This window comes from Sphingomonas sp. H160509, assembly GCF_024124765.2.
Classification (GTDB): Bacteria; Pseudomonadota; Alphaproteobacteria; order Sphingomonadales; family Sphingomonadaceae; genus Sphingomonas.
In genome coordinates this window covers 3,275,415-3,302,228 of sequence record NZ_JAMXSR020000002.1, presented here as the reverse complement: position 1 = coordinate 3,302,228, position 26,814 = coordinate 3,275,415, and the positions used below count along the sequence as shown (strand labels likewise).

General features: G+C 66.3%; 19 protein-coding genes, 1 tRNA gene and 7 pseudogenes. 13 read left to right on the top strand and 14 right to left on the bottom strand.

What is annotated here, in order from left to right; all coding sequences use genetic code 11:
- Nucleotides 1-96 precede the first annotated feature (96 nt).
- The 10 genes and pseudogenes from NHF48_RS17970 (at nucleotide 97) to NHF48_RS17920 (ending at nucleotide 6,539) form a co-directional block, all read left to right on the top strand.
- Entirely contained in the window at nucleotides 97-1,329 is a 1,233-nt protein-coding gene (locus NHF48_RS17970; protein ID WP_253071871.1) for a lipopolysaccharide biosynthesis protein, read from the top strand.
- Nucleotides 1,289-1,450 (top strand): hypothetical protein, encoded by a 162-nt coding sequence (locus NHF48_RS17965; protein WP_253071870.1) that lies wholly within the window; start codon nucleotides 1,289-1,291, stop codon nucleotides 1,448-1,450. The genes NHF48_RS17970 and NHF48_RS17965 overlap by 41 nt, the downstream gene beginning before the upstream one ends.
- An 86-nt stretch (nucleotides 1,451-1,536) precedes the next feature.
- Complete coding sequence (locus NHF48_RS17960) at nucleotides 1,537-1,998, top strand: DUF2141 domain-containing protein (protein WP_263816922.1); 462 nt, start codon at nucleotides 1,537-1,539, stop codon at nucleotides 1,996-1,998.
- Nucleotides 1,999-2,083: 85 nt separating this feature from the next.
- Nucleotides 2,084-2,899, top strand: coding sequence for a diacylglycerol/lipid kinase family protein (locus NHF48_RS17955; protein ID WP_253071868.1), 816 nt, complete (start codon nucleotides 2,084-2,086; stop codon nucleotides 2,897-2,899).
- 5 nt (nucleotides 2,900-2,904) lie between these two features.
- Entirely contained in the window at nucleotides 2,905-3,174 is a 270-nt protein-coding gene (locus NHF48_RS17950; RefSeq protein ID WP_253071867.1) for a hypothetical protein, read from the top strand.
- Nucleotides 3,171-4,079 carry a hypothetical protein gene (locus NHF48_RS17945; protein ID WP_253071866.1) on the top strand — a complete coding sequence of 303 codons (909 nt, stop codon included), beginning with the start codon at nucleotides 3,171-3,173 and terminating at the stop codon, nucleotides 4,077-4,079. Before NHF48_RS17950 ends, NHF48_RS17945 begins: the two co-directional genes overlap by 4 nt.
- Nucleotides 4,076-4,840, top strand: coding sequence for a nucleotidyltransferase family protein (locus NHF48_RS17940; RefSeq protein WP_253071865.1), 765 nt, complete (start codon nucleotides 4,076-4,078; stop codon nucleotides 4,838-4,840). The genes NHF48_RS17945 and NHF48_RS17940 overlap by 4 nt, the downstream gene beginning before the upstream one ends.
- Nucleotides 4,841-4,873: 33 nt before the next feature.
- A pseudogene (gene dapB / locus NHF48_RS17935) lies at nucleotides 4,874-5,705 on the top strand (4-hydroxy-tetrahydrodipicolinate reductase).
- Nucleotides 5,706-5,709: 4 nt separating this feature from the next.
- Nucleotides 5,710-6,411, top strand: a complete 702-nt coding sequence (gene nth / locus NHF48_RS17925; protein ID WP_253071864.1) for an endonuclease III — start codon at nucleotides 5,710-5,712, stop codon at nucleotides 6,409-6,411.
- A 51-nt stretch (nucleotides 6,412-6,462) separates the two neighbouring features.
- Nucleotides 6,463-6,539 (top strand) — tRNA-Arg (locus tag NHF48_RS17920).
- Nucleotides 6,540-6,721: 182 nt separating this feature from the next.
- Here the strand turns inward: NHF48_RS17920 and NHF48_RS17915 are convergent.
- From NHF48_RS17915 to rpiA, 14 genes and pseudogenes are all read right to left on the bottom strand, one after another.
- Nucleotides 6,722-7,918, bottom strand: a complete 1,197-nt coding sequence (locus NHF48_RS17915) for an acyltransferase family protein (RefSeq protein WP_253071863.1) — start codon at nucleotides 7,916-7,918, stop codon at nucleotides 6,722-6,724.
- 363 nt (nucleotides 7,919-8,281) lie between these two features.
- Nucleotides 8,282-8,671, bottom strand: a complete 390-nt coding sequence (locus NHF48_RS17910) for a lysozyme inhibitor LprI family protein (protein WP_253071862.1) — start codon at nucleotides 8,669-8,671, stop codon at nucleotides 8,282-8,284.
- A gap of 71 nt (nucleotides 8,672-8,742) precedes the next feature.
- Nucleotides 8,743-9,207 (bottom strand): YaiI/YqxD family protein, encoded by a 465-nt coding sequence (locus NHF48_RS17905; protein WP_253071861.1) that lies wholly within the window; start codon nucleotides 9,205-9,207, stop codon nucleotides 8,743-8,745.
- Nucleotides 9,208-9,343: 136 nt separating this feature from the next.
- Nucleotides 9,344-11,114 (bottom strand): annotated as a pseudogene (locus NHF48_RS17900) (DEAD/DEAH box helicase).
- Nucleotides 11,115-11,170: 56 nt separating this feature from the next.
- The gene (locus NHF48_RS17895) at nucleotides 11,171-12,007 is read right to left on the bottom strand and encodes an NAD(P)/FAD-dependent oxidoreductase (protein ID WP_342454686.1); all 837 of its coding nucleotides are present in this window, start codon (nucleotides 12,005-12,007) and stop codon (nucleotides 11,171-11,173) included.
- Between the two features lies 1 nt (nucleotide 12,008).
- Nucleotides 12,009-12,296, bottom strand: a pseudogene (locus NHF48_RS25355) (NAD(P)/FAD-dependent oxidoreductase); the annotation flags it as partial.
- A gap of 543 nt (nucleotides 12,297-12,839) precedes the next feature.
- Complete coding sequence (locus NHF48_RS17890; RefSeq protein WP_055881387.1) at nucleotides 12,840-13,022, bottom strand: hypothetical protein; 183 nt, start codon at nucleotides 13,020-13,022, stop codon at nucleotides 12,840-12,842.
- Complete coding sequence (locus tag NHF48_RS17885; protein WP_253071860.1) at nucleotides 13,022-13,489, bottom strand: GreA/GreB family elongation factor; 468 nt, start codon at nucleotides 13,487-13,489, stop codon at nucleotides 13,022-13,024. The genes NHF48_RS17890 and NHF48_RS17885 overlap by 1 nt, the downstream gene beginning before the upstream one ends.
- 4 nt (nucleotides 13,490-13,493) lie before the next feature.
- A complete protein-coding gene (locus NHF48_RS17880) occupies nucleotides 13,494-14,237 on the bottom strand; it encodes an HAD-IIB family hydrolase (protein WP_253071859.1) in 744 nt (247 codons plus the stop codon).
- Nucleotides 14,234-15,046 carry a Cof-type HAD-IIB family hydrolase gene (locus NHF48_RS17875; protein ID WP_253071858.1) on the bottom strand — a complete coding sequence of 271 codons (813 nt, stop codon included), beginning with the start codon at nucleotides 15,044-15,046 and terminating at the stop codon, nucleotides 14,234-14,236. Before NHF48_RS17875 ends, NHF48_RS17880 begins: the two co-directional genes overlap by 4 nt.
- 8 nt (nucleotides 15,047-15,054) lie before the next feature.
- Nucleotides 15,055-16,039 (bottom strand): annotated as a pseudogene (gnd, locus tag NHF48_RS17870) (phosphogluconate dehydrogenase (NAD(+)-dependent, decarboxylating)).
- Between the two features lie 129 nt (nucleotides 16,040-16,168).
- The gene (gene tal / locus NHF48_RS17865; protein ID WP_253071857.1) at nucleotides 16,169-17,293 is read right to left on the bottom strand and encodes a transaldolase; all 1,125 of its coding nucleotides are present in this window, start codon (nucleotides 17,291-17,293) and stop codon (nucleotides 16,169-16,171) included.
- Nucleotides 17,293-19,300 (bottom strand): annotated as a pseudogene (tkt, locus tag NHF48_RS17860) (transketolase). The gene tal and the pseudogene tkt overlap by 1 nt, the downstream one beginning before the upstream one ends.
- The gene (gene rpiA, locus NHF48_RS26165) at nucleotides 19,188-20,135 is read right to left on the bottom strand and encodes a ribose-5-phosphate isomerase RpiA (protein ID WP_446741176.1); all 948 of its coding nucleotides are present in this window, start codon (nucleotides 20,133-20,135) and stop codon (nucleotides 19,188-19,190) included. The pseudogene tkt and the gene rpiA overlap by 113 nt, the downstream one beginning before the upstream one ends.
- Before the next feature lie 478 nt (nucleotides 20,136-20,613).
- On the opposite strand from rpiA, the gene NHF48_RS17850 reads away from it, so the two are divergent.
- The 3 genes and pseudogenes from NHF48_RS17850 (at nucleotide 20,614) to NHF48_RS17840 (ending at nucleotide 26,750) form a co-directional block, all read left to right on the top strand.
- Complete coding sequence (locus NHF48_RS17850; RefSeq protein ID WP_446741220.1) at nucleotides 20,614-21,837, top strand: efflux RND transporter periplasmic adaptor subunit; 1,224 nt, start codon at nucleotides 20,614-20,616, stop codon at nucleotides 21,835-21,837.
- Nucleotides 21,838-21,843: 6 nt separating this feature from the next.
- Nucleotides 21,844-25,118, top strand: a pseudogene (locus NHF48_RS17845) (multidrug efflux RND transporter permease subunit).
- Nucleotides 25,118-26,750, top strand: a pseudogene (locus NHF48_RS17840) (efflux transporter outer membrane subunit). The pseudogenes NHF48_RS17845 and NHF48_RS17840 overlap by 1 nt, the downstream one beginning before the upstream one ends.
- Nucleotides 26,751-26,814: the final 64 nt, after the last annotated feature.

Below are 26,814 nucleotides of genomic sequence, written 5' to 3'. Positions count from 1 at the left end.
TCTAGGAGCCGACCGCCGCTTTGTCACCTCTGAGGCACCCTAGTACCGCCGGACATCTTGCCGCCCTCGCCATCGCGCTCTAGGGGCCGGTCGCAGATGGTTCAGGACCCCGCGCCCATTCCGGTTACCACCGGCTCGACCGGGATTTTCCGGGCGGCGGCGCGCAACCTTGGCTGGCTGCTCGCCAGTCGCAGCGTGCTGGCGATCCTGTCGCTGTTCTATCTCGGCTTTGCGACGCGCACGCTGGGGGTGGTCGATTTCGGCCGGTTCGCGCTGATCTCGGGGGCCGCCCAGGCGCTGGCGACCTTTGTCGGGTTCCAGACGTGGCAGATCATCGTCCAATACGGCGTCGAGCCGATCCAGCACGGCGACACAACCAGGCTCGCGCGGCTGCTCCGGTTGTCGGCGATCCTCGACATGTGCAGCGCACTGGTCGGGGCCGCGCTGACCGTGGCGATCCTGTTCGCGTGGAGCGACGGGTTCGGCATCCCACCCGACCTGATGCGCGACACGCTGATGTTCGCGGTGGTGCAGCTGATCACGATCCGCTCGACCCCGCTCGGCATCCTGCGACTACGCGACAAATTCTCGTTGTCGGCAGTGGCGGACAGCATGACGCCGATCATGCGCTTCGTCGGCGCGGGCGCGGCGATGCTCTTCGAACCGACGATCCGTGGCTTCATGCTCGCCTGGGCGGTCGCCGAGATCGTCACTGCCGCGACCTATTGGATCATGGTCGCGAAAAGCGGCGATCTACGCCTGCTCGCGAGCGGCCGGGGCAGCTGGCAGCAGGTACGCGATGAAAATCCCGGCATCGTCCGCTTCTCGCTCAGCACCAACGCCAGCGCGACCCTGGGCCTGTCGAGCAAGCAAATCCCGCTGCTGCTGGTCGGTGCGTCGATCGGCCCGGCGGCGGCGGGTGCGTTCCGGCTGGCGACGCAACTGGCGCAGGCACTGGCGAAACTGTCGCAGATGCTGTCGCGCGCCGCCTTCCCCGAGATCGTCCGCGCGGTGCGGACTGCCGAGCCGTCGCGCCTGCGCCGCATCCTGATCCGGACGATGCTGGCCAGCACGGCGGCTGCGCTCGTCATCCTCGCCATCGTCGCGCTGGTCGGCGAACCGATCCTGAAGGTCGTTGGTGGCAAGTCGTTCGTCGGCGCGTATCCGGTGCTGTTGTGGCTCGCCGCGGCCGGGTGCTTCGACCTCGCCACCGTCAGCCTCGACACGGTGATGACCGCGCTGCACCGCGCCGGCACGGTGTTCGCGATTCTGCGCGGTCGGGGTGCTCTTGCTGTTCGTCACCGCGTTCGCGTTGATGCCGACCTATGATTCGACCGGAGTCGCCGCCGCGGTCGCGGTCGGTTCGGTCGCAGTGGCGATCCTGCTCGGATTCGCCGCCGCGCGGATGACGCGTACGCCCTCCGGGCCGCAGGCGATCGACGGAGCGTAGCGCGCGAACGACGAACGCCCCGTTCGCGTCGCAAATGTCATCTGTGCGCCGCGCTCCGGCCATCTTTTCCGCGCTTAAGCCTCAGTATGAAGACTGTGGTTTCCTTGGGCCTGGGCGCGGCGGCGCTGCTGATGCCCGTCTCGGCGCAGGCTGCCGAGGCGTGCGAAGGTACGCCCGGCGGCGGCAACGCCAAGCTGATCGTCGAGGCGACGGCGATGCACAACGCCGTCGGCGAGGTTGCGTTCACCGTCTATCCCGATGACAAGAAACGGTTTTTGGCGAAGGGCGGCAAGCTGGTGCGGGCGCGTGTGGCGGCAAGCAGCCCGCGCGCGTGCTTCTGGCTGAAGCCCGGCCACTATGCGGTCGCGCAATATCATGACGAGAATAGCGACCATGATTTCAACCGGACGCTGTTCGCGCCGAAAGAGGGATTCGGCTTTTCCAACGATGCGCCGACCTCGATCGGGTTGCCGTCTTTCGATGCGGCGCGCACGGCCTTGGCCCCATCCGGGACCGTCGTGCGTATGAAAATGCGGTATCGCCGGTGATCCCAAATCCGCTGGTTGCAGCGGAACGGAAATCTTCCTGACACAAATTTGTAGCGGTTATGTACCGCGACGGGTATCTTATATCGTGGCCGATGCTGTTTCGAACTTCCATGCCTTTGGCGGGCACCCTCTTTCGCCACCGGCGCCGCCGGCGTGGCTGCCCGAAGGCATGTTCGATCCGTCGGCATCCGAGCGGTACGGCGTGAGCCCGCGCGACGCGGCGGCTAAGATCCGTACCGGCATCATCTGCAACCCGAAAAGCCACCGCAACCGCAGCAGCGTCGAGGCGACCAAGCCGTTCCTGTCCGGGACCGTGCTGGCCGTGACGCCGCGCACGCAGGCCGAACTCGCCGAAGTGCTGACCGATTTCGCGCGCCACGGCATCGAGTTGCTGGTGATCGACGGCGGCGACGGCACCATCCGCGACGTGATGACCGCTGCCGCGCGAGTCTGGACCGGTGCTGCGCCGCGCGTGGCGATCGTGCCGTCGGGTAAGACCAACGCGCTCGCACTGGATCTCGGGATCCCCGACGACTGGACGCTCGACCAGGCGCTGACCGCCGCACGCGCGGGCAACGTCAAGATCCGCAGCCCGATCGAGGTCATCCGCAAGGATACCGGTGCGCGGCTGCACGGCTTCCTGCTGGGCGCAGGCGCGTTCGTCGACGCGACCGCGCTGGCGCAGCGCACCCACCGCGCAGGCGCCTTCAACGGCGTCGCGGTCGGTCTCGCGCTGTGCTGGGCGATCCTCCAGACCCTGTTCGGGGGGCGAACAGTTCGTGGCGCGCCGGCAACCGGATGCGGATCCGGTTCGAGTCGCGCGGCGACGAAGGCGTTCATGCCGCCGGCAGGAATACGGACAGCGATCGCGCCCGCTATATCCTTCTCGCCTCGACGCTGAAGCGGATGCCGATCGGCATTCGCCCGTTCGGCGTGCCGCGTGCCGGACTGAAGACCTTGCTGGTCGACGCGCCGCCGCGCTGGCTTGCCGCCGCGACGCCGCTGATCGTCGCCGGTTCGCCGGCCGCGTGGCTCGATCGTGCAGGGTATCACCGGATCGATTCGCCGAGCTTCGACCTGTCGATGGACTCGGGCTTCATCCTCGACGGCGAAGTCTATCCAGGCGGCGACCTGACCATCCGCGAGGCACGCGCGCTGCGTTTCGTCGTCCCGTGATCACGCTCGGCGACGTCGTCCGCCGCCAGTTGCACGTCCCGACCATCGCCGCCGTCCGTGACGTCGCGGCGATACTCGCAGGGGATGCGCCCGAGACCGCGGCGGTGCTGTTCTACGGTTCCAACCTGCGCACTGGCGAGACCGAGGGCGTGCTGGACTTCTACGTGCTGACCGCCGGCCCGCCCGAGCGTGGCCTGTGGCCGACCGTGAGCTACCGCGAGTTCGACCTGCACGGCGAGACGTTGCGCGCGAAGATCGCGACGATGCGGCTGGCGACGTTCGCGAAGGCCGCCGCCGCGCAGACGCTCGACACGACGATCTGGACGCGTTTCGTCCAGCCCTGCGCGCTTGTCTGGGTCCGCGATCCGGCAACCGCGAACCGGGTAGCCATGGCGATCGGTGATGCGGCGAAGTCCGCCGCCCGCTTTGCCGCCGCGCTCGGGCCGGAGTCGGGTACCGCCGACGATTATTGGCGGGCGCTGTTCCGCCAGACCTATGCCGCCGAGCTCCGCGTCGAGCGCAAGGGTCGCGAGGGCCAGATCCTCGGTTTCGATCCGGGTCGCTACGCCGAACTCCTGCCGCTCGCCTGGACCGCGGACGGGATCGCCTATCGCGACGAGGCCGGCATGCTGAAGCCCGACCTGTCGCTAGCGCGTCGAAACGCGTTGCTGCGCGCGTGGGGCCGTCGCCGTCGTGCGGGCAAGCCGCTCAACGTCGCACGATTGGTGCGGGCGGCGTTCACGTTCGAAGGGGCCGCCCGCTACGGCGTGTGGAAGGTCGAGCGGCATACCGGCGTCGCGGTGCCGCTGACCCCGTGGCGCGAAAAGCATCCGATCCTCGCCGCCCCCGGCGTGTTCTGGCGGGTCTGGCGGGCGCGTGCGCAAACCGGGCCGAAGACGGTATGAGCGCGGAGGTGCGAGGCTTCAACGCGCTGATCCTCGCCGGCTCGCGCGGCGGCGTCGATCCGGTCGCGGCCTATGCGGGCGTGTCGCACAAGGCGTTGATCGTGCTCGAAGGCGAGACGTTGCTGGCCCGCGTAGCGCAGGCGTTGCGGGAAGCCGGCGCGAGCACCATCGCCGTATCGGTATCCGACGATTCGGTCCGTGCCGCCGCCACCGCGCTCGGCCTAGCCGTACTCGACGCCGCATCCGGTCCCAGCCGCAGCGTTCACGACGGCATCGAAGCGCTCGGCGCGCCCCTTCTGGTAACGACCGCCGATCACGCGCTGTTGCAGCCCGAATGGGTCACGCGTTTCCTCGCCGACGTCCCCGCACAGGCCGATGCCGGCGCGCTCCTGGCACGGCAGGACGTCATCGAGGCTGCCGCACCGGGCACGCGGCGTACCTATCTGCGCTTTGCCGACGGGGCGTGGTCGGGGTGCAACCTGTTCTACTTCGCCACCCCACGCTCGGTCGCCGCACTCGATCTCTGGGCGCAGGTCGAGGCGGACCGCAAGCGACCATGGCGGATCGTTCGGCGGCTCGGGATCGGCACGCTGCTCCGGTATCTGTCGGGTCGCCTGACGCTGGTCGCGGCGATCGCGCATCTCGGTCGCCTCGCCGGCCTCGACGCAGCCGCCATCGCCAGCCCGTTCGGCCTGGCCGCGGTCGACGTCGACAAGCCCGTCGATCTCGACCTGGTCCGGACGCTCGTCGAAAAGGCTTGAGCCGCCGACCGCCTGCGCCAATTCCGCGAAGAAATGCCTCGGCCTGCCGTTCGCCCCTGTTTCCGAAGGCCGGGTTGGTGCAAAGCGCCGCGCATGCAAACGCTCGCGCCCCAACCCGCCTCATCCGCCATCACGACGACCTCGATCGGCATCTATGGTAGCGCAGGACGCATGGGCCGCGCGATCGTCGAGGCGATCGAAGCGGCCGGCGCATCGCTCGCCGGCGGCGTCGACGCGCGCGAAGACCCGAACCCGCTCGCCCGGACCGCCGACGTGCTGGTCGATTTCTCGACGCCCTCCGCAGTCGAGGCGCATCTCGCCGCCGCGCGTGCCGCTGGTACCGCTATCGTCATCGGTACGACCGGCCTGTCGCCGCAGCACCAGTCGATGATCGACGACGCGGCGAAGGACATCGCGATCCTGCAGACCGGTAACACCTCACTCGGCGTCACGCTGCTCGGTATTCTCGTCCGCGAAGCCGCCGCGCGTCTCGGGTCCGACTGGGACGTCGAGATCGTCGAGATGCACCACAAGCACAAGGTCGACGCGCCGTCAGGCACCGCGCTCCTGCTCGGCGACGCAGCTGCGAAGGGGCCGCGGCACGACGCTCGCCGAACTCCGCGTCGACAGCCGCGCCGGGCTCGTCGGCGCGCGCACCGAAGGCACGATCGGTTTTGCGTCACTGCGCGGCGGCTCGGTCATCGGCGACCACAGCGTAATCTTCGCGGGCGAAGGCGAGCGGATCGAGCTGAACCATCGCGGCGACGATCGCTCGATCTTCGCGCGTGGTGCGGTGCGGGCGGCGATCTGGCTCGCGGGGCAGCCCGCCGGACGCTACCGGATGGGCGACGTGCTCGGGCTGTAAGGGCGTGAAGAAGGCCGACGTCATCGAGTTCTACGCGCGTCTGGCGGAAGCCGATCCGCACCCCGAGACCGAGCTGGAATTCGTCAATCCGTACACGCTGGTCGTCGCGGTCGCGTTGTCGGCGCAGGCGACGGACGTCGGCGTCAACAAGGCGACGCGCGCGCTGTTCCGCGAGGTCGACACGCCCGAGAAGATGGTCGCGCTCGGGCTCGACGAACTGAAGCGCCACATCAAGACGATCGGCCTCTACAACACCAAGGCGAAGAACGTCATCGCGCTCTCGCAGATGCTGATCGACGACTATGGCGGCGAAGTCCCTAACGATCGCGCCGCACTCGAGCGCCTCCCCGGCGTCGGCCGGAAGACCGCCAACGTCGTCCTCAACGTCGCGTTCGGCGCGGAGACGTTCGCCGTCGACACGCACATCTTCCGCGTCGGCAACCGCACCGGCCTCGCTCGCGGCAAGACCCCGCTCGCGGTCGAACTGAAGCTCGACAAGGCCACCCCGCAACCGTTCCGTCTGCATGCGCATCACTGGCTGATCCTGCACGGCCGCTACGTCTGCAAGGCGCGAACGCCCGAATGCTGGCGCTGCATTGTCAGCGATCTGTGCGCCTACAAACCCAAGACCCCGCCGCCCAAGAGCCGAGCGCTTGCCGGCTCCGCTCCCCAGACGGCCCCCGATCCGGCAACCGGCGAGGCCTGATCGCGAAAACGTCTGGCGCACCCCGGTTTGCTTTGCTAGGCGGACCGTCCGGCACCCGTAGCTCAGCTGGATAGAGCGCTGCCCTCCGAAGGCAGAGGCCACTGGTTCGAATCCAGTCGGGTGCACCAAACTTCATTTCGAGATTAGCCAGAAGCCCCGTCGCTGTGATGTCGGCAGGCGTGCACTGGTCGACTGCCGCGCGCTGGACCGCACAACCTCGCTTTAGGTCGTATGCGCGATCTAGGCGTTGATCTCTCGGTTCAAACAATCGGTTTCTGTGGATCGTCGTGCAGCGGCTTTTCGAGACCTGCTAGCGGAGCTCCGTCTCGACGAAGATCGGGCCGGCCGTGGGGATCGCCAGGATAGCCTCTGCCATACCCGGCGCTTGCGCTGCCACGGGCCGTCGGATCATGCGGTGGCCTAGTCGCACCATCGGCTCTTCGACGGCATGATAGACGACTGCCGCAATGAGTATCGTCGCGCTCAGCACGACCGCGACGTAGCGTAATGCAGACCCCGGATCGCCCGCGATCAGGATCGTCCCGCACGCCAGGATCACCGGCCCGTGGAACAGGTAGACGGAATAGGAGATGGTCCCGAACCACATTGCCACACGCCGGCAAACCGAACGGCCGTCGACCTCGCGGCCGGTATCCGAGCCAGCGCCGACGACCCCCACGAACAGCAGCAGCGCACCAATATAGCCTAAAGTCGGTGCTAGATTGAAACCTGGGGCGCCGACCGGCGGGACCGTCATGAACTGGACGACCGGCACGATCGCTAGGAAAAGCCCGCAGAGAATCCCCGCCAGACGCACCGCGATCGCATTACGCTCGAGCATCGCCAGTCGCAGCATCGTTCCCAGCAACATCAGCCCCAAGTTCAGCGGCAGGTCGGCGGGCAGCCGCTTATCGACCAGATGCGATGCCAGTGCGAGCAACAGCGCTGCACCGAACAGCGCAACGACTCCTCCGGCCAAGACGAACGGCGCACGCAGCACGCCCCAGGCAACGAGGCAGGCCGCCAGCACGTAGAACGCCAGCTCCGTTGCAAGCGTCCAATAGGCGACGACGATATCGGGCTGACCGACATAATGCTGGAGCATGGCTACATTGGCCACGATCGTCACCGGCGCAGGGGCCGGCGCGCCTGTCCCATGCAGCACCAGCAGCGCGACGCCCAGCGACAGCCAATAGGCGGGATACAGGCGAAATGCGCGGCTGATCGCGAATCCGCGGACCGGACGATCGGTGCGAAAACTGAACGGGATGACGAACCCGCTGATCAGAAAGAACAGCGCGACGCCAAACCGCCCGAAGTGAAAGATGCCGTCGAACAGCAGCACGCCGGCCTGTTCGATCGGAAGGGGAAGCGCGTGCGTCGCTATGATGGTCTCGGCGAGGTGCTGAAACAAAACGAGCAACGCGGCGAACCCGCGCAGCATATCAAGCGTTTCGATCCGGCCTGAGCGAGGAAGGCGCGAGCCGTCGAAGGGGATGCGCCCCATGCCAGCTGCTGTCATTGCTCCCCCGCTTCCAAGACACTTGTACGCGGCGAAACTTTTTCTAGCAAACTCGGTATCTTACAATGGCCCCAAAATGGGTCAATCAGTTCAGCTTACCGCTGGCATCCTTTGCGTTTGAGCATCTTACGCACACCCTAGTCGTGGCTGCTGGCGCGAACGGTTAGCCAGTTTGCCGGAAGCCCACAGGTGTGTCTGGCCGGCCACTATTTTCGTTCGGACCTGATGTTACCGCTTGGGGGGCAGCCTTTTGGTTGGGTCGCTTGTTGGCAACGACGGCTGATAAGATAGCGGACCGGGCTCGATCCGCCCGCGCGCGCTCGCAGCCCTGCCCCCCGCGGAATGCCGTTAGAAGCGGATCTTACGTTCCAGTTCGCTCGCGCGGGTTGCGGTTTTCGTAACGAGGCAGGCGGTGTCGATCGTTTCTCCATCGATCTTGCACTCATAGTCGCGCGCCTTGAGCCAGGATCGCTGTTCGTCGCGCAGCGCGATACGTTGGGCAGGTCGGCTCGCGAGTTGCCGCATGACCTGCTGATAGGCCTTGTTCAGCCGCGCGTCCTGCGACGCCATTTCGGTCTGCGCGCAGATACCGCCCTGCACCGTGTTGCCGCGAGCCCGTGCCTGGCACGCCATGTACCGGTCGGATATCCCGGCGGGTGCCACCTGTGCGAGGACAGGCGCCCCGGCCGAAACTACAACCGCCGCCGCCGCCGCCGCCGCCAACATCTTCCACTGCATTGGTCTCTCCCCTGCCGCATGATCGGTGGCGGGAGTGTAGCGACGGGCCAGCCGCCCTGTCTACGCTCCGGCTAGCGGCGCTTCAGCCGGACCAGCGCGGCATCGAGTGCGGAGAGGAAGCTCGACCGGTCGGCTTTCGAGAACGGTGCGGGGCCGCCGATGATATCGCCGCCCGCGCGCAGGTCGGCCATGATCGCACGCGTGGCGATGGCGCCGCCGATCGAGCTGGTGGTGAACGGCTTGCCGGTGTTGGCGAGCACGGTCGCGCCGGCCTTCACGCAGCGATCGGCGAGGAGGATGTCGGCGGTGATCACGACCGACTTCGCATCGGCCTGCTCAGCGATCCAGTCGTCGGCGGCGTCGAACCCGTCGCTGACGACGACGCGCGAGATCAGCGGGTGGACCGGGATGCGGAAATGGCTGTTGGCGACGATCGTCACGGGGACTTCGTGGCGCCATGCTACCTTGTAGATCTCGTCTTTGACGGGGCACGCGTCAGCGTCGACGAGGATGCGGAGGGTCGGGGTTTCAGTCATTCACAATCCCCCCCGCCAGGGGGAGGTGGCAGGCGTAGCCTGACGGAGGGGGAGGCATCCACCACATCTGTCGCGTATCCTCCCCCTCCGTCACCTTCGGCGACACCTCCCCCTTGCGGGGGAGGATCGCGTTAGCTCAGCTGCGCTCGCGGTTGCCGCGGTACGGGGGCTTCCGCGCAGGAGCCGGACCACCACGCGGGGCCGCACGGTGCAACGTCGAGCGTGGACCGCTCGCATTGCTGCGACCACCGCCGCCGCCGTCATGCCGAGCGCCGCTCTCGGGCGCACCCTGCATCGCCTCGATCGCCACGCCGCTCTCTTCCTCGCCAGCCTGCGCCGTACGCTGGATCGCCGCCGAGAAGCGCGACGCCACAGCGCGGGGAATCTCGAACGCCGTCTCGTTCGGCCCAATGCGAATAGCCCCGATCTCCGACTTGGTGATGTGCCCACGACGGCAGATCAGCGGCAGGATCCAGCGCGGATCGGCGTTCTGGCGACGACCGATGTCCATCCGGAACCAGACGGTGTCCTCGAAGCCCGCGCGCGGACCCTGCGAACGCTCGTCCTGAGTCGGCTGCTTGCTCTGGTCAATCAGGTCCTCGGCTTGCGGCATCGTCGCGCGGTGCATGTGCACCAGCGCGGCGGCGATATCCTCCGGCGTCTTCTCGGCCATCAGGCGGACGGCGAGTGCGCGATCCTCCTCCTCGACCTCGACCGGCTGCAACAGCATGCCGATCAGGCGCTCATGGTCGTTCTTGCGGATGTCCTCCGCGGTCGGGGCATTGACCCACTCCGCGTTGATCTTCGCACCACGGAGCATCATCTCAACGCGACGGCGACGCGGGAACGGCACGATCAGGACGGCGGTGCCCTTCTTGCCCGCACGACCGGTACGACCCGAGCGATGCTGGAGCGTCTCGGCATCGCGCGGCAGCTCGACGTGAACGACCAGCGACAGCGTCGGCAGATCGATACCGCGTGCAGCGACGTCGGTGGCGACGCAGACGCGCGCACGACGGTCACGCAGAGCCTGAAGCGCCGCGTTACGCTCGTTCTGCGAATGCTCGCCGGACAGGGCGACGGCAGCGAAGCCACGCTCGACCAAGCTCGCATGCAGATGGCGCACGTTGTCACGAGTCGCGCAGAACAGCATCGCCGTCTCCGCCTCGTGGAAGCGCAGCAGGTTGATCACCGCATGCTCGATCTCGGACGGCGAGACCGTGACGGCCTGGTACGAGATGTCGCCATGACCGCGATCCTCGCCGACGGTCGAAATCCGCAGCGCATCCTTCTGGTAGCGCTTGGCGAGTGCGACGATCGGCCGCGGCATCGTCGCCGAGAACAGCAGCGTACGGCGCGCTTCGGGCGACGCGTCGAGGATCTGCTCGAGATCTTCGCGGAAACCCATGTCGAGCATCTCGTCGGCCTCGTCGAGCACCGCGACCTTGAGGGCCGACAGGTCGAGCGCGCCACGCTCGAGGTGATCGCGCAGACGGCCAGGCGTACCAACGACGATATGTGCGCCGTGGGCAAGCGAACGACGCTCCTTCGAGGCGTCCATCCCGCCGACGCAGGTCGAGATGCGCGCACCCGCCTTGGCATAGAGCCACATCAGCTCACGGCTGACCTGAAGCGCGAGCTCACGAGTCGGCGCGATGCAGAGGACGAGCGGCTTGTGCGGCGCGGGTAGGCGCTGGACGCCGTCCTCGCCCGCGTCACCGAGCAGTTCGCCGGCCATCGCCAAGCCGAACGCGACGGTCTTGCCCGAGCCGGTCTGCGCCGACACGACGAGATCGCGACCGATCGCATTGTCCTCGATCACATGAGCCTGGACGGGGGGTGAGCGCGGTATAGCCGCGCGCTTCGAGCGCCTCGGAAAGAAGCGACGGAATATTTGTAAAAGGCATGTACGTCCTAATTGGTGGCCGGCTTACGCAACGGCAAGGCACTGGCGTGGTGGTCCCTACAGGACTTGACCCGCGGCCCACCCGCTCGCCCATGCCCATTGGAAGTTGTAGCCGCCGAGCCACCCTGTGACATCGACCGCTTCGCCGACTGCATACAGCATTGGTACGCGTTTGGCTTGCATTGTTTGCGATGACAGTTCCGCGGTGCTGATTCCGCCCGCGGTGACCTCGGCCTTGGCGTAGCCCTCGGAGCCGTTTGGCGTGAATTGCCAATGGCTTAGCGCGCGTTCGGCGTCCTGGAGCTTGCGGTCGGTGAGCGTGGAAATCTCGCTCGTCATGCCCAATCGCTCGCTCAAAGTCTCCGCGAGTCGGTCCGGAAGCGTGCTGCCGAGCAGTTTTCGGAGAGTCGCGCGCGGCGTGGTACGCTTGGCGGCGGGGAGCCAGCCGGACTCGCGATCGGGGAGGAAATCGATCCCGACGGGCTGGCCGTTGCGCCAATAGGACGACACTTGCAGGATCGCCGGGCCGGACAGGCCGCGATGCGTGAACAGCGCGGCCTCACGGAATGCGGTCTTGCCGGCAGTGGCGACGACTTCGGCGGCAACTCCGGACAGTTCGCGGAACAGGATCTCGTCCCCGCCCAGGGTCAGCGGCACGAGTGCGGGGCGTGGCTCGACGACCTTCAGGCCGAACTGCCGCGCGAGATCATAGGCGAACCCGGTCGCGCCCATCTTCGGGATCGATGGGCCGCCGGTAGCGATGACCAGCGCGGGCGCGGTGACGGTGCGGCCGTCTAGCGATACGCGGTAGCGGCCGTCTGCGTGGTCGACTCCGGTGACCGCGCGGCCGAGCGACAGGTCGACGCGGCCCTTGTCGCATTCGTCGAGGAGCATCTCGACGATCTGCTTCGCGGAGCCGTCGCAAAAAGAGTTGGCCGAGCGTCTTCTCGTGCCACGCGATGCCGTAGGATTCGACCAGCGCGAGGAAATCCTGCGCGGTGTAGCGGCCGAGCGCGGATTTGGCGAAATGCGGATTGGCGGAGATGTAGCGGTCGGCGGCGGTGTGGACGTTGGTGAAGTTGCACCGTCCACCGCCGGAGATCAGGATTTTCCTACCCGCCTGGTCGGCGTGATCGACGAGCAGGATTTTTCGCCCGCGCTGGCCGGCGACGGCGGCGCACATGAGGCCGGCGGCGCCTGCACCAAGGATTATCGCGTCGTAGTCGGACAAGTGTCGCTCCGTGCGGCTTGGTTGCGCGAGCCGCTAGTCAAGAGTGTTTCCCCGCGAAGGCGGGGACCCAGACTGGGCTCCCGCCTTCGCGGGAGAACAAGAAGGGGTGGCAGCTGTAGCGTGTTCGGGGTGTGCCACATAGGTGGTGATCTGCTGTGCCACCTAGACGGGTGGCACATGGAAGTCGCCCCACCCCGGCGAAGGCCGGGGCCCAGTTGGGGGCAAGCAGTGGCGCAGGTCGCCCTTCGTCACAGCGACCTTTCCAACTGGGCCCCGGCCTTCGCCGGGGTGGCGGCACCTGAGATGCTGGCTTGTGAAAGAGTGACAATCTCCGATGGCGCCGTGGAGCATTGCGGAGCGAGCGCTAGCCCCCTTCTGTTCCCTCTCCCCTCCGGGGGAGAGGGTCGGGGTGAGGGGCAGCCAAGCAGTGCGCCGCTCGGAACAGCCCCTCACCCAACCCTCTCCCCGGAGGGGAGAGGGCTCAGGACCCACAAATTACCGCAGCTTCGCAATATTCAGCGAGTCTTCCTTCGCCCGAACCTTCACCGACTCCTCGCTCCGAGTCAGCGCCTTGGCGATCGCCTTCAACGCCATGCCCTTCTTCGCCAGCGTATGCAGCTTCTGGATCTCGTCCTGCGTCCACGCCTGACGATGCCGTTCGAATTTCGCTTCAGCCATCAGCCGTCATCCTTGTCGATCGCCAGAACCTCGATCGCGTCCGGCTTGTCCGCGAACGCGACCGCCTCGCCAACCGCCGCGCCCATCAGCGCACGCGCCAACGGTGCCGAGAAAGCCAGCCGGTCCTCGCCGGGCTCCGCCTCGTCACCACCGACGATCGAAATAACCCGCTCAACCCCGTTCATCCGAACCCGGACGCGAGAACCGATGCCGACCTCGTCCTCGTCCGACGAAGGCGCGAGTTCGGCGGTCGTCTGGCGCGTGTGCCAATACCGCAGGTCGCGCAGCAACAGCTTGCGCGCCTCCTCGTCCGTCTCAGCCGCAACCGCAGCCTCGATCTCGGTCACCCGCTCGCCGAGCAACCGCAACCCCCGCGCCGTGACCAGATTAGGCCCCGGCGCGATCGGCTGTTCGAACTTGGGTTCGAGATGTTCCTCGTCACTCTCGCGACGGAAGGCGACGCTCATGCCCTTACTTCAAACACGCGACGATCCCGGCGATCGCCGCCAGCGTGCCGTCGACGTTCTTCACCTTCACGACGTCGAGCCCGAGCTGCTCCGCCGGATAATCATTCCCGCCCGGGAAGATCGCGTCGCCGATGAACATCATCTTGTCGAGCGCGATGCCGCTCGCCTCGTTGAGCTTCTTCAGCCCGTACGCCTTGTCGACACCCTCACGCGTGATGTCGATCGAAGTCGCGCCGCCCATGTTGATCGACAGCCCCGGCAGGCGCTTCTGCAAGTCCGCCTGGATCACTTTCCGCTTGGCGAAGTCGGGATCCCAGCTGTGCTTGGCATCGATCGGCGCTTCCTGGCCGAGCGCGGAGAACGTGATCTGGCTGCCCCGATCCTCGATCCGCTCGCCCCAGGTCTTCTCCGGCACGAACCCGGTAGCCTCGAGCGACTCGTCGAACGCGTGCAAGATCTTCTGCTTCTCGTCCTCCTCGAACAGCTCGGCATACACCGCGCGCCATTCGCCATCGAACCGGTACAGCTTGGTCCCCGTCGTCGGCATCAGCCACAGCTTGGTGCGATCCGCGCGCTCGGGCAGGCGCGATGCGACCTGCTTCTCGAACTGCGGCCAGTCGCCGCCCGAGATCACCGCGACATGCGCGACGTCTAGCAGGTTCGCCAGCGCCTCGCCCATCGGCGCCTGCAAGGGCTGCTTGCTCTCGGCCAGCGTTCCGTCGAGGTCGAAGGCAACGAGGTCTTTCATGCGGAAACTCCGGTAAGGATGAAGGTGTCGATCGCGTGCGCGACGCCGTCGGCATCGTTCGCGCTGGTGATCTCGTGCGCGACGTCGCGGACAGTCTGTGGCGCATTGCCCATCGCGATCGCCAGCTTGGCGCGCTTGAGCATCGCGATATCGTTGGCCTGATCGCCGATCGCCGCGGTCTGCGTCAAGCTGATGCCGAACGCATCCGCCAGTTCCTCGATCCCGCTGCCCTTGTTCCCGGCGACGGGCGTGATGTCGAGATAATAGGTCTGCGACTGGACGATCGTCGCCTGCGTATCGAACTTCGCGGCGACCTTCGCATGCAGGTCGCGCAACAGATTCTCGTCATCGCTGACGAAGGTCACCTTGTCCGCCTTGGCGAGCAGGTCGGTGAAGTCGGAGACGATCACCGGGTCCTGCGCGGAGGCTTTCTTCTCGCTGCCGACATGGCCGCCCTGGTCGGTACTGGCGTACCAGACATCGTCTGCGAAGAACCACGTGTCGACCGGCGCGTCACCGATGATCTCCATCGCGCCGCGCACGACATCGACGTCGATCATGTGGTGCTCGATCACGGTACCGTCGCGCTTGAACACGATCCCGCCGTTGAACGCGCCCATCGGCTCGTCGATGCCGAGCAGGTCCGCGATCGGCATCATCCCCGAGCGCGGCCGCGCGCTGATGATCGTGAAGCCGAGGCCCGCCGCCTTCAGCCGCTTGACCGCGTCGACGGTCGCGGGCGTGACCTTCTTCTCCTTGTCGACGAGCGTGCCGTCGACATCGGAGACGAGGAGCTTGATATCGCTCATGCCACCGCTCACTGGGGCATCTCGACATGACCGCCAAAGCCATAGCGCATCGCCGACAACAGCTTGTCGCCGAACGTATGCTCGACGCGGCTGCGATAGCGCGCATACAACGCCGCGCTCAGCACGTTGGCGGGCACCTTCTCCTCCATCGCCGCGTCGATCGTCCACTGACCCTCGCCCGAGTCCGCGACGCTGCCGCTGAACCCTTCGAGCGTGCCGTCCTTTGCCAGCGCGATCGCCGACAGGTCGAGCAGCCACGACGAGATCACGCTGCCGCGACGCCAGACTTCGGCGACGTCGGTCAGGTTAATGTCGAAGCGCTCTTCCTCGACGACATGCTCGCCCGACTTCCCCTTCAGGATGTCGAAGCCCTCCGCATAGGCCTGCATCAGGCCGTACTCGATGCCGTTATGGACCATCTTCACAAAGTGCCCGGCGCCCGAGGGGCCTGCGTGGATATAGCCCTTCTCGGCGCGCGGATCGGCCTGGCCTTCGACGCGGCCCGGCGTGCGGACGATCGTCCCCATGCCTGGTGCGAGCGTCTCGAAGATGGGATCGAGCAAATCGACCGTCTCCCTTGTCGCCGCCGATCATCATGCAATAGCCGCGCTCCAGGCCCCACACGCCGCCCGACGTGCCGACGTCGACATAGTGGATGCCCTTTTCGGCCAGTTCCTTCGCGCGGCGGACGTCGTCCTTGTAGAAGCTGTTGCCGCCATCAATGATGATGTCGCCCGAATTCGACTTCGCGGCGATCGCCTGGACGGTGCTCTCGGTCGGCTCGCCGGCCGGGACCATGACCCACCAGATCGCCGGGGTGTCGAGCTTGGCGTGCATGTCGTCGAGCGAGTCCGCCCCGATCGCGCCATCGGCGGCGAGCTTCTTCACGGCTTCGGCGTCGCGGTCGAACGCGACGACTTCGTGGCCGTTCTTCATCAACCGGCGCGCGATGTTGCCGCCCATCCGGCCGAGGCCGATCAGTCCGATCTTCATGGTAAAATCCTTGCTTACCCCCTCTCCCCCGCCGGGGAGAGGGTTGGGGTGAGGGGCAGTTGGGGAGGGCAGCGCTCGCGGCGCCCCTCACCCCAGCCCCTCTCCCCGGAGGGGAGAGGGAGCAGTTGGTTACGCCGTCGCGGGCTGCTTCTTGGCGATCGAGCCGAGTAGATCGTCGAACGCCTTCACGAACGACGCGACGCCCTCCTCGACCAGCTTACCGGTCACGCCATTGAGGTCGAGACCCAAGCGCTCGGCTTCGGCGAGCGTATGCTTCGCGCCCTCGACGTCCTGCGTAATCGTCTCTGCCGCGGTGCCGTGGTCGCGGAACGCGTCCATCGTCTTCGGCGGCATCGTGTTGACGGTGTCCTTGCCGATCAGCGTGTCGATGTAGAGCGTGTCGGGATAGCTCGGGTCCTTCACGCCGGTCGACGCCCACAGTAGGCGCTGCGGCTGCGCGCCCCTGGCGGCGAGAGCCTGCCAGCGGTCCGACTTCAGGAAGTCGAGATACCATTGATACGCCATCTTCGCGTTGGCGATCGCGACCTTGCCACGGACCGCCTTCAGCGCCTCGGCCTCGGCATCGCCCTTCTCCAGGCGTGCATCGATCTCCTTGTCGATCGACGAATCGATACGGCTGACGAAGAAGCTCGCGACGCTGGCGATCTTGTCGATCGGCTGCCCCTGCTTGACGCGCTCTTCCAGACCCGCAGCATACGCCTCGGCGACGCGAATGTATGCGTCGAGCGCGAACAGCAGCGTGACGTTGACGTTGATCCCGCTCGCGATCGTCGACGAGATCGCCGGACCGCCCGCGAGCGTCCCCGGGATCTTGATCATCAGGTTCGGCCGGTCGACCGCCGCCCACAGCTTCTTTGCCTCGGCGATCGTCGCGTCGGTATCGTCCGAGATGTACGGCGACACCTCAAGGCTGACATAGCCGTCCTTCGCGTCGAGCTTGTCATAGACCGGCTTCAACGTCTCCGCCGCCGCCTTGATGTCCTGGATCGCCAGATGCTCGTAGCGGTCGATCGTCGCCGCGCCGGCATGCTGCTTGTCGTACTCGGCGAGCGTCGAGTCGTACGCATCGCCGTGACCCATCGCCTTTTCAAAGATCGACGGGTTGGACGTGACGCCGGTCAAGCCGTCCTCGTCGACCAGCTTCTGGAGACCACCGGCCTCCAGGAACTTCCGATCGACGAAATCGAGCCACACCGCCTGGCCGAAGCCTTCGAGATCGTTGAGCGCACCCATCACTTGGTCTCCATCACTTGGCGGGCGACCTTGACGACATTGTCGACGGTGAACCCGAACTTGTCCTGCAGCTTGGCGAGCGGTGCCGAAGCCCCGAAGGTCGACATCGTCACGGTCGCACCGTCGAGCCCGACATAGCGGTCCCAACCGATCGACCCGGCCATCTCGACCGCAACGCGCGCCCGCACGTCGCGTGGCAACACGCTTTCCCTTGTACGCGGCGTCCTGCAGTTCGTAACGATACCAGCTGGGCATCGACACGACCCGGCTCTTCACGCCGTCCGCGGTCAGCTTCTCGTGCGCCTCGACGACCAGCGACACTTCGCTGCCGGTCGCGATCAGGATCACCTCGGGCGTGCCGTCGCTATCCGCGAGGACATAGCCGCCCTTCTCGAGCCCATCGGCGCTTGCGTACTTGGTCCGGTCGAGCGTCGGCAGGGCCTGGCGCGACATGATCAGCGCAGCCGGCGTGCTGGCGTCCTTGAGGACCGCCTTCCACGCCGCGACGACTTCGTTCGCGTCGCTCGGACGGATCGTGTCGAGGCCGGGGATCGCGCGCAGCGTGGCGAGATGTTCGATCGGCTGGTGCGTCGGGCCGTCCTCGCCGACGCCGATCGAGTCATGCGTGAACACCCAGATCGCGCCGACTTCCATGATTGCGGACAGGCGCACCGGTGCGCGCATGTAGTCCGCGAACACCAGGAAGGTGGAGCCGTACGAACGCAGATGCGACAGCGCCATGCCGTTGACGATCGCGCCCATGCCATGTTCGCGGATGCCGAAGTGGAAGTTCCGGCCGGCGTAATTCTCCGCCTCGAACGAGGGCTGGCCCTTGATATCGGTCTTGGTCGACGGCGCGAGATCAGCCGAACCACCGATAAGCCACGGCACCTTGGCGGCGATCGCGTTGAGCACCTTGCCGCCCGAGTCACGACTGGCGACGCCCTTGGCATCCGCCTCGAAGGTCGGGATGTCAGCATCCCAACCTTCGGGCAACTCGTCCTTGAGCAGCAGGTCGAGCTCGGCGGACAGTTCGGGATAGGCACCGCGATACTTGTCGGTCAGCGCCACCCACTCGTCACGCAGCTTCGCGCCACGCTCGGCGATCGCACCGTTGAAATGCTCGATCACGCCGTCCGGCACGTAGAACGACTTGTCCTCCGGCCAACCGTACGCCTGCTTGGTGAGGCGGATATTCTCCTCGCCGAGCGGCTCGCCGTGCGCCTTCTCGCTGCCCGCCTTGGGGCTGCCGTAGCCGATCACCGAATGCACGACGATGAAGGTAGGCTTGTCGGTGGTCGCTTTGAACGTCTCGATCGCGCGGCTCAGCGCGGCGGTGTCGTTCGCATCGTCGATGTGGATGACGTTCCAGCCATAGGCGTCGAAGCGCAGGCCGACATCCTCGTCGAACGCGAGATCGGTCGCGCCCTCGATCGAGATGTGGTTGCTGTCGTAGATCCAGCACAGGTTGCTGAGCTTCAGGTGGCCGGCGAGGCTCGCCGCCTCGGACGAGACGCCCTCCATCATGTCGCCGTCGCCACAGATAGTGTAGACGTCATGGTCGAACAGCGTGAAGCCGTCCTTGTTGTAGCGCGCCGCGAGCCAGCGCTCGGCGATCGCCATGCCGACCGAGTTGCCGCAACCCTGACCGAGTGGACCCGTCGTGGTCTCGACGCCGGTGGTGTGGCGATATTCGGGGTGACCCGGCGTCTTCGACGACAGCTGGCGGAACTGCTCGATATCGGCGAGGCTGACGGCCTCCTTGCCGGTCTTGTTGCCGTCCGCGTCGATCTCTTCGATCTTGGCAAGGTGGATCAGCGAATAGAGCAGCATCGACGCATGGCCGACCGACAGAACGAAACGGTCGCGATTGGGCCAGTCAGCGTGCTTGGGATCATAGCGCAGAAACTTCGACCAGAGCGTGTAGCCGACCGGCGCGAGCGCCATGGGGGTGCCGGGATGGCCCGAATTGGCCTTCTGCACCGCGTCCATCGACAGCGTGCGGATGGTATCGATCGCCAGACGCTCGGGTGAGCCGTCCTCGTGCAGCATAGGGTCCGCCTTGGTGGGGGCGGTTGCGGTATCGGTCATGGAAGAAGCCTCGCTCTAGACGGTGACCGAACGCCGCGCATCCGATCTGGTTGCCAACATAGGATGCCTTTAGTCGGATGCACCCATCCGTTCCAGTCGCGTAACGACGTCGTTCGTTGCAATATATGCGGCATCGACCTCGTCGAGGAATAGCCCGTGGCCGAGAATGCCGGGGGATCGCGGCGAGCGTGACGGCGGTTGCGCGGGGATCGTCGAGGGTCGCGAAGTGGCAGTCGATGACGAGATTGCCTTGGTCCGTCCGGTAGTTGTCGCGGATCTTTGGGGCGGCGGCCATGTCTGTCAGCACACGCATTACATAGGCGATGGCGAACGGTAGCACCTCGACCGGCAGCTTGGCGGCGCCGATCCGGTCGACGCGCTTGGAACCGTCGGCGATCACGACCATCCGTGCCGAGGCTGCGGCGACGATCTTTTCCCGCAACATCGCCCCGCCTGCGCCTTTGATGGCGAAACAGCGCGAGTCGATCTCGTCTGCGCCGTCTATGGTTAGGTCGACTTGGGCGATGGTGGCGAAGTCGAGGATCTCGATGCCGAGTTCGCGGGCGAGTTTGCCGGAGGCTTCGGAGGTGACGACGGCGTGGATTTGCAGGCCTTCGGCGACCCGGTCGCCGAGCGCCTGGATTGCGAACGCCGCAGTGGATCCGGTGCCGAGTCCCACGAGCATCCCGTCTTGAACTTCCGCCACGGCAGCAACCGCTGCGGCTTGCTTGTCGTCGTCGATCGAAGCCATCGGCCCACCCTTCCGTCATGCCGGGCTTGTTCCGGCATTCACGCTTGAACACATCCCAGAGGATTTAGTTTGGAGGACCCGCACAAGAAGCACCACCCCGGCGGAGGCCGGGGCCCAGCTGGAAAGGTCGCAGTATCGACGGACCGCGCTCCGTTAGCACCGTCACCCAACTGGGCCCCGGCCTCCGCCGGGGTGGTACGATGTTCATCCTGGGTGCTGCATGGGATTACAGGAGCGCACTCCTCCTTGTTCTCCCGCGAAGGCGGGAGCCCAGTCTGGGTCCCCGCCTTCGCGGGGAAACAATTCTTGGGACGTTGGCGGGCGTCACGTCGCACAAAACACCCCTCACGATCAAACAGGTTACTCTTTCTTCCCTATTTCTCACCCCCGCTTTTCAACTGACATACTTCTGGTACATCCTCGTGGTTTAGGCCGACCAACAGCTGCCACCACCGATCGCGAGCGGATACCAAACTTGATAGCCACACGATTTTCTGCGCGGCAGTGCGCCATCCTGCTGGTGCCAGCACTGGCGCTCGCGGCCTGCTCCGGCGGCGACGACAAGGCCCAGGGCAAGGCAGGCCGCGGCGGTCAACCGGGCCAAGGCACGCCGACCGTCGGCTACGTCGTCGTCCAGCCGACCAGCGTCGCGATGACCACCGAACTCAGCGGCCGCACCACCGCGTTCGAGAGCTCGGACGTCCGCCCTCAGGTCACCGGGATCATCCGCCGGCGGTTCTTCACCGAGGGTACGCTCGTCAAGAAGGGCCAGCCGCTCTACGAGATCGACCCGCGCCTCTATCGGGCCGCCGCCAACGAGGCGCAGGCCAACCTGCAGAGCGCGCGCGCCAACCAGCAGGCGCAGACCATCCTCGCACAGCGCTACAAGCCGCTCGCCGAGATGGAGGCGATCAGCAAGCAGGATTACACCAACGCGGTCGCCACTTCGCGCCAGGCCACCGCCTCGGTCGCGCAGACGCGCGCCGCGCTCGAAACGGCGCAGATCAACCTCAAGTTCACGACGGTCCCCGCACCGATCACCGGGCGCATCGGCCGATCGCTGTTCACCGTCGGCGCGCTCGTCTCGGCGACGCAGACCGATCCGCTCGCGCAGATCCAGCGACTCGATCCGATGTTCGTCGACATCCAGCAGTCGTCCGGCGACCTGCTCGCGCTGCGCCGCTCGCTCGGCCAGAACGGCATCGTCGCGACCCGCGCCGAAGTCCGCCTGACGCTCGAGGACGGCAGCGAATATGGCGCCACCGGCACGGTCGAGTTCGCCGAAGCGCTGGTCAATACCGAGACCGGCACCGTGACGCTGCGCGCGCGCTTCCCCAATCCGCAGGGGCTGCTGTTGCCCGGCATGTTCGTCCAGGCCAAGTTCGCGCAGGCGATCAACCAGCGCGCGTTCCTCGTGCCGCAGGCGGGCGTGTCGCGCGACGCGAAGGGCAATGCCACGGTCTACGTCGTCGATTCGAACAACAAGGCGGTACAGAAGAAGATCAAGGCGGACCGCACGCAGGGCGCGTTCTGGGTGGTCACCAGCGGGCTCAACCCCGGCGACAAGATCATCACGCAGGGCCTGTCGAAGATCGCGCCGAATCAGGGCGTGAAGCCGGTGCCGGAAAACACCGCGCAGAAGATCGAAGCGCCCAAGGACGACTCCTCAGGCGGCCAGTCCAGCCAGAAAAAGGCCGGCTAAGACCTTATGTTATCCCGTGTCTTCATCGATCGCCCGATCTTCGCCTGGGTGCTCGCGATCATCGTGATGCTTGGCGGCATCGGCGCGATCATGAGCCTGCCGATCGCGCAGTACCCCGACGTCGCACCGCCGCAGGTGACCGTCCGCGCGTCCTTCCCCGGCGCGAACGCTCAGACGATCCAGAACAGCGTCACGCAGGTCGTCGAGCAGTCGCTGACCGGCATCGACGGGCTGATCTATTTCAGCTCGTCCTCGTCGTCGCGCGGCTCGGTGAACATCACGGTGACGTTCGAGAAGGGCACCGATCCCGATATCGCGCAGGTCCAGGTCCAGAACCAGGTTCAGCAGACGCTGTCCCGCCTGCCGCAACAGGTCCAGCAGCAGGGTCTCGTCGTCCGCAAATCGAATCCGGACAACCTCCTGATCGTCGGCGTCTATGACGAGACCGACAAGCTGACCAACCAGGACGTCTCGGACTATCTCGTCTCGAACCTGCAAGACCCGCTCGGGCGTATTCCCGGGATCGGCGACAGCAACGTGTTCGGCGCACAATACGCGATGCGGATCTGGCTGAACCCGAACAAGCTTGCCAGCTACCAGCTGATCCCGAGCGACGTGACCACCGCGATCCAGGCGCAGAACACCGAAGTCGCGGCCGGCGAGCTCGGCGGGCAACCCCAGCCCGACACGCAGATGCTCAACGCGACCGTTACCGCGCAGTCGCGCCTCCAGACGCCCGAGCAGTTCGCCAACATCATCCTGAAGACGACCAACGACAGTGCGGTGGTCAAGCTGCGCGACGTCGCCCGGATCGAGCTGGGCGCGGAGAACTATAACGCGCGCAGCCGCGTCAACGCGCATCCCGGCGCCGGTATCGCCGTGCTGCTCGCTCCGGGCGCCGACGCGCTCAAGACCGCCGAGCTGGTCAAGGCGTTCGTCGCCAAGTCCGCCAAGAGCTTCCCGCCCGGGCTGAAATTCGCCTACGCCAACGACACGACGGACTTCATCAAGCTGTCGATCGACGAGGTCGTGAAGACGCTGATCGAAGCCGTCATCCTCGTCGTCATCGTGATGTTCGTGTTCCTGCAAAGCTGGCGCGCGACGCTGATCCCGACGATCGCGGTCCCGGTCGTGCTGCTCGGCACGTTCGGCGTATTCTATCTCGCGGGCTTCTCGATCAACACGTTGACGCTGTTCGGGCTCGTGCTCGCGATCGGCCTGCTGGTCGATGACGCGATCGTCGTGGTCGAGAACGTCGAGCGACTGATGGAGGAAAATCCCGAGATGACGCCTCGGGAGGCGACGATCGAGTCGATGAACGAGATCACCGTCGCCTTGGTCGCGATCGCGCTCGTGCTGTCGGCGGTGTTCCTGCCGATGGCGTTCTTCGGTGGCTCGACCGGCGTAATCTACCGTCAGTTCTCGCTGACGATGGTGTCGGCGATGGTCCTGTCGGTGCTGGTCGCGCTGATCCTCTCCCCCCGCGCTCACCGCGACGTTGCTCAAGCAGAAGAAGAAGGACGCGGAGGGCAACCACGAGAAGAGCTGGGGCGAACGCAAATTCCCCAAGGTCGCGCATGTCTTCACGCGCGCGGGCGACAAGTTCAACAGCGGGTTCGAGAAGGGCACGCAGAAATACACCAGTGCGGTGCAGTCGGTGATCGACCGCAAATGGCTGTTCCTGCTGGTCTATGCGGTGATCGTCGCGGTGCTCGCGGTGCTGTTCCTGCGGCTGCCGACGGGCTTCCTGCCGACCGAGGACCAGGGCTCGGGCATCGTCCAGTTCCAGCTTCCCGCCGGCGCCACACAAGGCCGCACCTTCGCGCTGCAGAAGCAGATCGAGCAATATTACTACACCAACGAGAAGGCCAACGTCCGCACGATGTTCACCGTCAGCGGTGGTGGTGGCGGTGGTGCGAGCGGCCAGAATACGGGGCAAGGCTTCATCGCGTTCGCGCCGTGGGACGATCGCAAGGGCAAGGAAAACACCGCGGAGGCGATTACCGGTCGCGCGTCGAAGGCGTTTGCCGGCTTCCGTGACGCGCAGGTCTATTCGCTGGTGCCACCGGCCGTGCGCGGTCTTGGTTCGTCGAACGGCTTCACGATGGAGCTGCAGAACGCAGGCGGGCTCAGCCAGGTCGAGTTCAACGCGGCGCGCGACAAGCTGCTCGCGCTCGCCCGCGCCGACTCGTCGCTGACCGCGATCCGCCTCACCGAACTGCCCGACGTCGCCACCTTGCGCGTCGATGCCGACCAGCAGAAGCTGTCGACGCTCGGCCTTACCCAGGCGAACGTGAACTCGACGCTGTCGACCGCCTGGGGTGGCCAGTACGTCAACGACTTCATCGACCGTGGCCGCGTCAAGCGTGTCTATGTCCAGGGCGACGCGCAGTTCCGCGCGCAGCCGTCCGACCTGAGCCAGTGGTTCGTGCGCGGATCGAACGGCCAGATGGCGCCGTTCTCGTCGTTCGCGAAGACGAGTTGGGGCCAGGCACCGACGACGCTGTCGCGCTTCAACGGCATCGCCTCGTACGAGATCCAGGGGTCGGGCGCGCCGGGTGTCAGCTCGGGCGACGCGATGAACCGGATTGCCGAGCTTGCGGGGCAGATCCCTGGCACCTCGGTCGCATGGTCGGGCCTGTCGTATCAGGAACGCCTGTCCTCGGGTCAGGCACCGATCCCTCTACGGCCTGTCGCTGCTGGTTGTGTTCCTGTGCCTCGCCGCGCTGTACGAAAGCTGGTCGATCCCGATCGCGGTGCTGCTGGTGATCCCGTTGGGCCTCGTCGGCGCGATCCTCGCGGTGACGCTGCGAGGCCTCATCAACGACGTCTATCTCCAGATCGGCCTGCTGACGACGATGGGGCTTGCGGCGAAGAACGCCATCCTGATGATCGAGTTCGCCGAGCAGGAGGAAAAGAAGGGCAAGCGCGTCATCGAGGCGGCGCTGTCCGCGGCGAAGATCCGGTTGCGCCCGATCCTGATGACGTCGTTCGCATTCATCCTCGGCGTGTTGCCGCTCGCGCTGTCGACCGGTGCTGGTGCGAACAGCCGCATCGCGATCGGCACCGCAGTGGTCGGCGGCATGCTGACCGCGACGATCCTCGCGATCTTCTACATCCCGCTGTTCTTCGTCCTCGTCCGCCGCGGCGCGCGTGACGGCATCGCCAAGCTGCGGGGCAAGCCGACCGGCTTCCAGGGTCATGACGACCATGACGGCGATCACAACGAACCGCTCGGACCACCCGAACCACAGGGCCCTCACCGGCCGGAGCCCGCATAATGCGCTCGCTAGTCCTGATCCTCGCCGCGTCGACCGCGCTCGCCGGCTGCTCGCTCGCGCCCAAATATGCGCGGACCGAACTCCCCGTCCCGCCGTCGCTCCCGGTCGGCGACGCGTATCTGCGCCAGTCCGAGGCGGCGTTGCCCGTGATTACCTACCGCGACGTCTTCAAGGACCCGCGGCTCCAGCAGATCATCGTCCAGGCGCTCGCCAACAACCGCGATCTCCGCGTCGCCGCCGCCAACATCGCGTCGACCCGCGCGCAATACCGCATCCAGCGTGCCGACCTGTTGCCGCAGGTCGATGCCAGCGGCCGCTACAGTTATTCGGGCGGCGGCAGGGGTACCCGCAACACCGTTACGAGCGGAACGGGCGGTAATACCGGGACTGGGACGGGCGCCGGCAATACTGGAACCGGGACTGGAACTGGAACCGGCACAGGCACGGGGGGCGTCGGTACGGGCGGCGTCGGTACGGGCGGCGTCGGTACGGGCGGAACAGGCACGGGCACCGGCTCGGTGGTCAGCTCGTCGAGCTCGAACAGCGCCTTCTCGGTCGACCTTGGCACCACCGCGTTCGAGCTCGACCTGTTCGGTCGCATCCGCTCGCTCACCAGCGCCGCGCTCGATCGCTATTTCGCCACCGAAGCCGCCGCGCGCGGCACCCGCCTGACGCTGGTCGGCGACATCGCCGATGCGTGGCTCACCTACGCGTCGGACCAGAGCCTGCTAAAGATCGCGCAGGACACCGTCACGAGTTCGCAGCGCAGCGTCACGCTGACCAACGCGCGGCTGCGCGGCGGCGTCGCCCCGCGCACCGATCTTCGCCAGGCGCAACAGATTCTGTTCACCGCGCAGTCCGACCTCGCACAGCAACGCACCGCGCTCGCGCAGGACGTCAACGCGCTACAACTGCTCGTCGGCGCGCCGGTCGACGCCAGCCTGTTGCCCACGTCGATCGAGCAGGCGCTGCCGACCGTCGCCACGCTGCCGGCCGGGCTCGACAGCAGCATCCTCCTGCGCCGTCCGGACGTCGTCGAGTCCGAATACCAGCTCCGCGCCACCAACGCCGAGATCGGCGCAGCACGCGCGGAACTGTTCCCGAAGATCTCGCTGACCGGTATCCTCGGGTTCGCCAGCACGTCGCTCACCTCGCTGTTCAGCGGTGGCGCGTTCAACTATTCGGTCGCGCCCTCGGTCAGCTACCCGATCTTCCGCGCCGGTGCCGGGATCGCCGGGGTCGCCTATTCGAAGGCGCAACGCGACGCCGCGCTCGCGACCTACGAGAAGACGATCCAGACCGCGTTCCAGGAAACCGCCGACGCGCTCGCACGCCAGGGCACGATCGCGGACCAGTTGAAGGCAAACCAGAACTTCTCCGAAGCCGCCCCTCGATACCTACCGCTTGTCCGATGCGCGTTATCGCGGTGGGATCGACACGTTCCTGAACTCGCTCGACGCGCAACGTTCGCTCTACACCGCACAGCGCAACCTCGTCGCGACGCAGCTCGTCGGCGCGAGCAACCGCGTGACGCTGTACCGCGTACTGGGCGGTGACTCGACGCTCGAAGCCACCGCCGGCGGGCCACAACCGGTGACGATGAGCGGCGCACCGCGACCGGAAACGGACTGACGCGTCGGAGGGAACGGAAAAGCCAGACGCAACTCCGTTCCCTCCGCCTTTATAACGCACTGAG

What these genes read in the sequence shown, in the direction of transcription:
- NHF48_RS17905 (WP_253071861.1), bottom strand. Translation starts at nt 9,207, where the DNA reads ATGACTGAAACCCCGACCCTCCGCATCCTCGTCGACGCTGACGCGTGC.
- NHF48_RS17885 (WP_253071860.1), bottom strand. Translation starts at nt 13,489, where the DNA reads ATGAGCGTCGCCTTCCGTCGCGAGAGTGACGAGGAACATCTCGAACCC.
- NHF48_RS17940 (WP_253071865.1), top strand. Translation starts at nt 4,076, where the DNA reads ATGAGCGCGGAGGTGCGAGGCTTCAACGCGCTGATCCTCGCCGGCTCG.
- rpiA (WP_446741176.1), bottom strand. Translation starts at nt 20,135, where the DNA reads ATGGCTTCGATCGACGACGACAAGCAAGCCGCAGCGGTTGCTGCCGTG.
- tal (WP_253071857.1), bottom strand. Translation starts at nt 17,293, where the DNA reads ATGGGTGCGCTCAACGATCTCGAAGGCTTCGGCCAGGCGGTGTGGCTC.
- NHF48_RS17880 (WP_253071859.1), bottom strand. Translation starts at nt 14,237, where the DNA reads ATGAAAGACCTCGTTGCCTTCGACCTCGACGGAACGCTGGCCGAGAGC.
- NHF48_RS17960 (WP_263816922.1), top strand. Translation starts at nt 1,537, where the DNA reads ATGAAGACTGTGGTTTCCTTGGGCCTGGGCGCGGCGGCGCTGCTGATG.
- NHF48_RS17970 (WP_253071871.1), top strand. Translation starts at nt 97, where the DNA reads ATGGTTCAGGACCCCGCGCCCATTCCGGTTACCACCGGCTCGACCGGG.
- NHF48_RS17950 (WP_253071867.1), top strand. Translation starts at nt 2,905, where the DNA reads ATGCCGATCGGCATTCGCCCGTTCGGCGTGCCGCGTGCCGGACTGAAG.
- NHF48_RS17910 (WP_253071862.1), bottom strand. Translation starts at nt 8,671, where the DNA reads ATGCAGTGGAAGATGTTGGCGGCGGCGGCGGCGGCGGCGGTTGTAGTT.
- NHF48_RS17875 (WP_253071858.1), bottom strand. Translation starts at nt 15,046, where the DNA reads ATGAGCGATATCAAGCTCCTCGTCTCCGATGTCGACGGCACGCTCGTC.
- NHF48_RS17890 (WP_055881387.1), bottom strand. Translation starts at nt 13,022, where the DNA reads ATGGCTGAAGCGAAATTCGAACGGCATCGTCAGGCGTGGACGCAGGAC.
- NHF48_RS17895 (WP_342454686.1), bottom strand. Translation starts at nt 12,007, where the DNA reads ATGCTCCTCGACGAATGCGACAAGGGCCGCGTCGACCTGTCGCTCGGC.
- NHF48_RS17915 (WP_253071863.1), bottom strand. Translation starts at nt 7,918, where the DNA reads ATGGGGCGCATCCCCTTCGACGGCTCGCGCCTTCCTCGCTCAGGCCGG.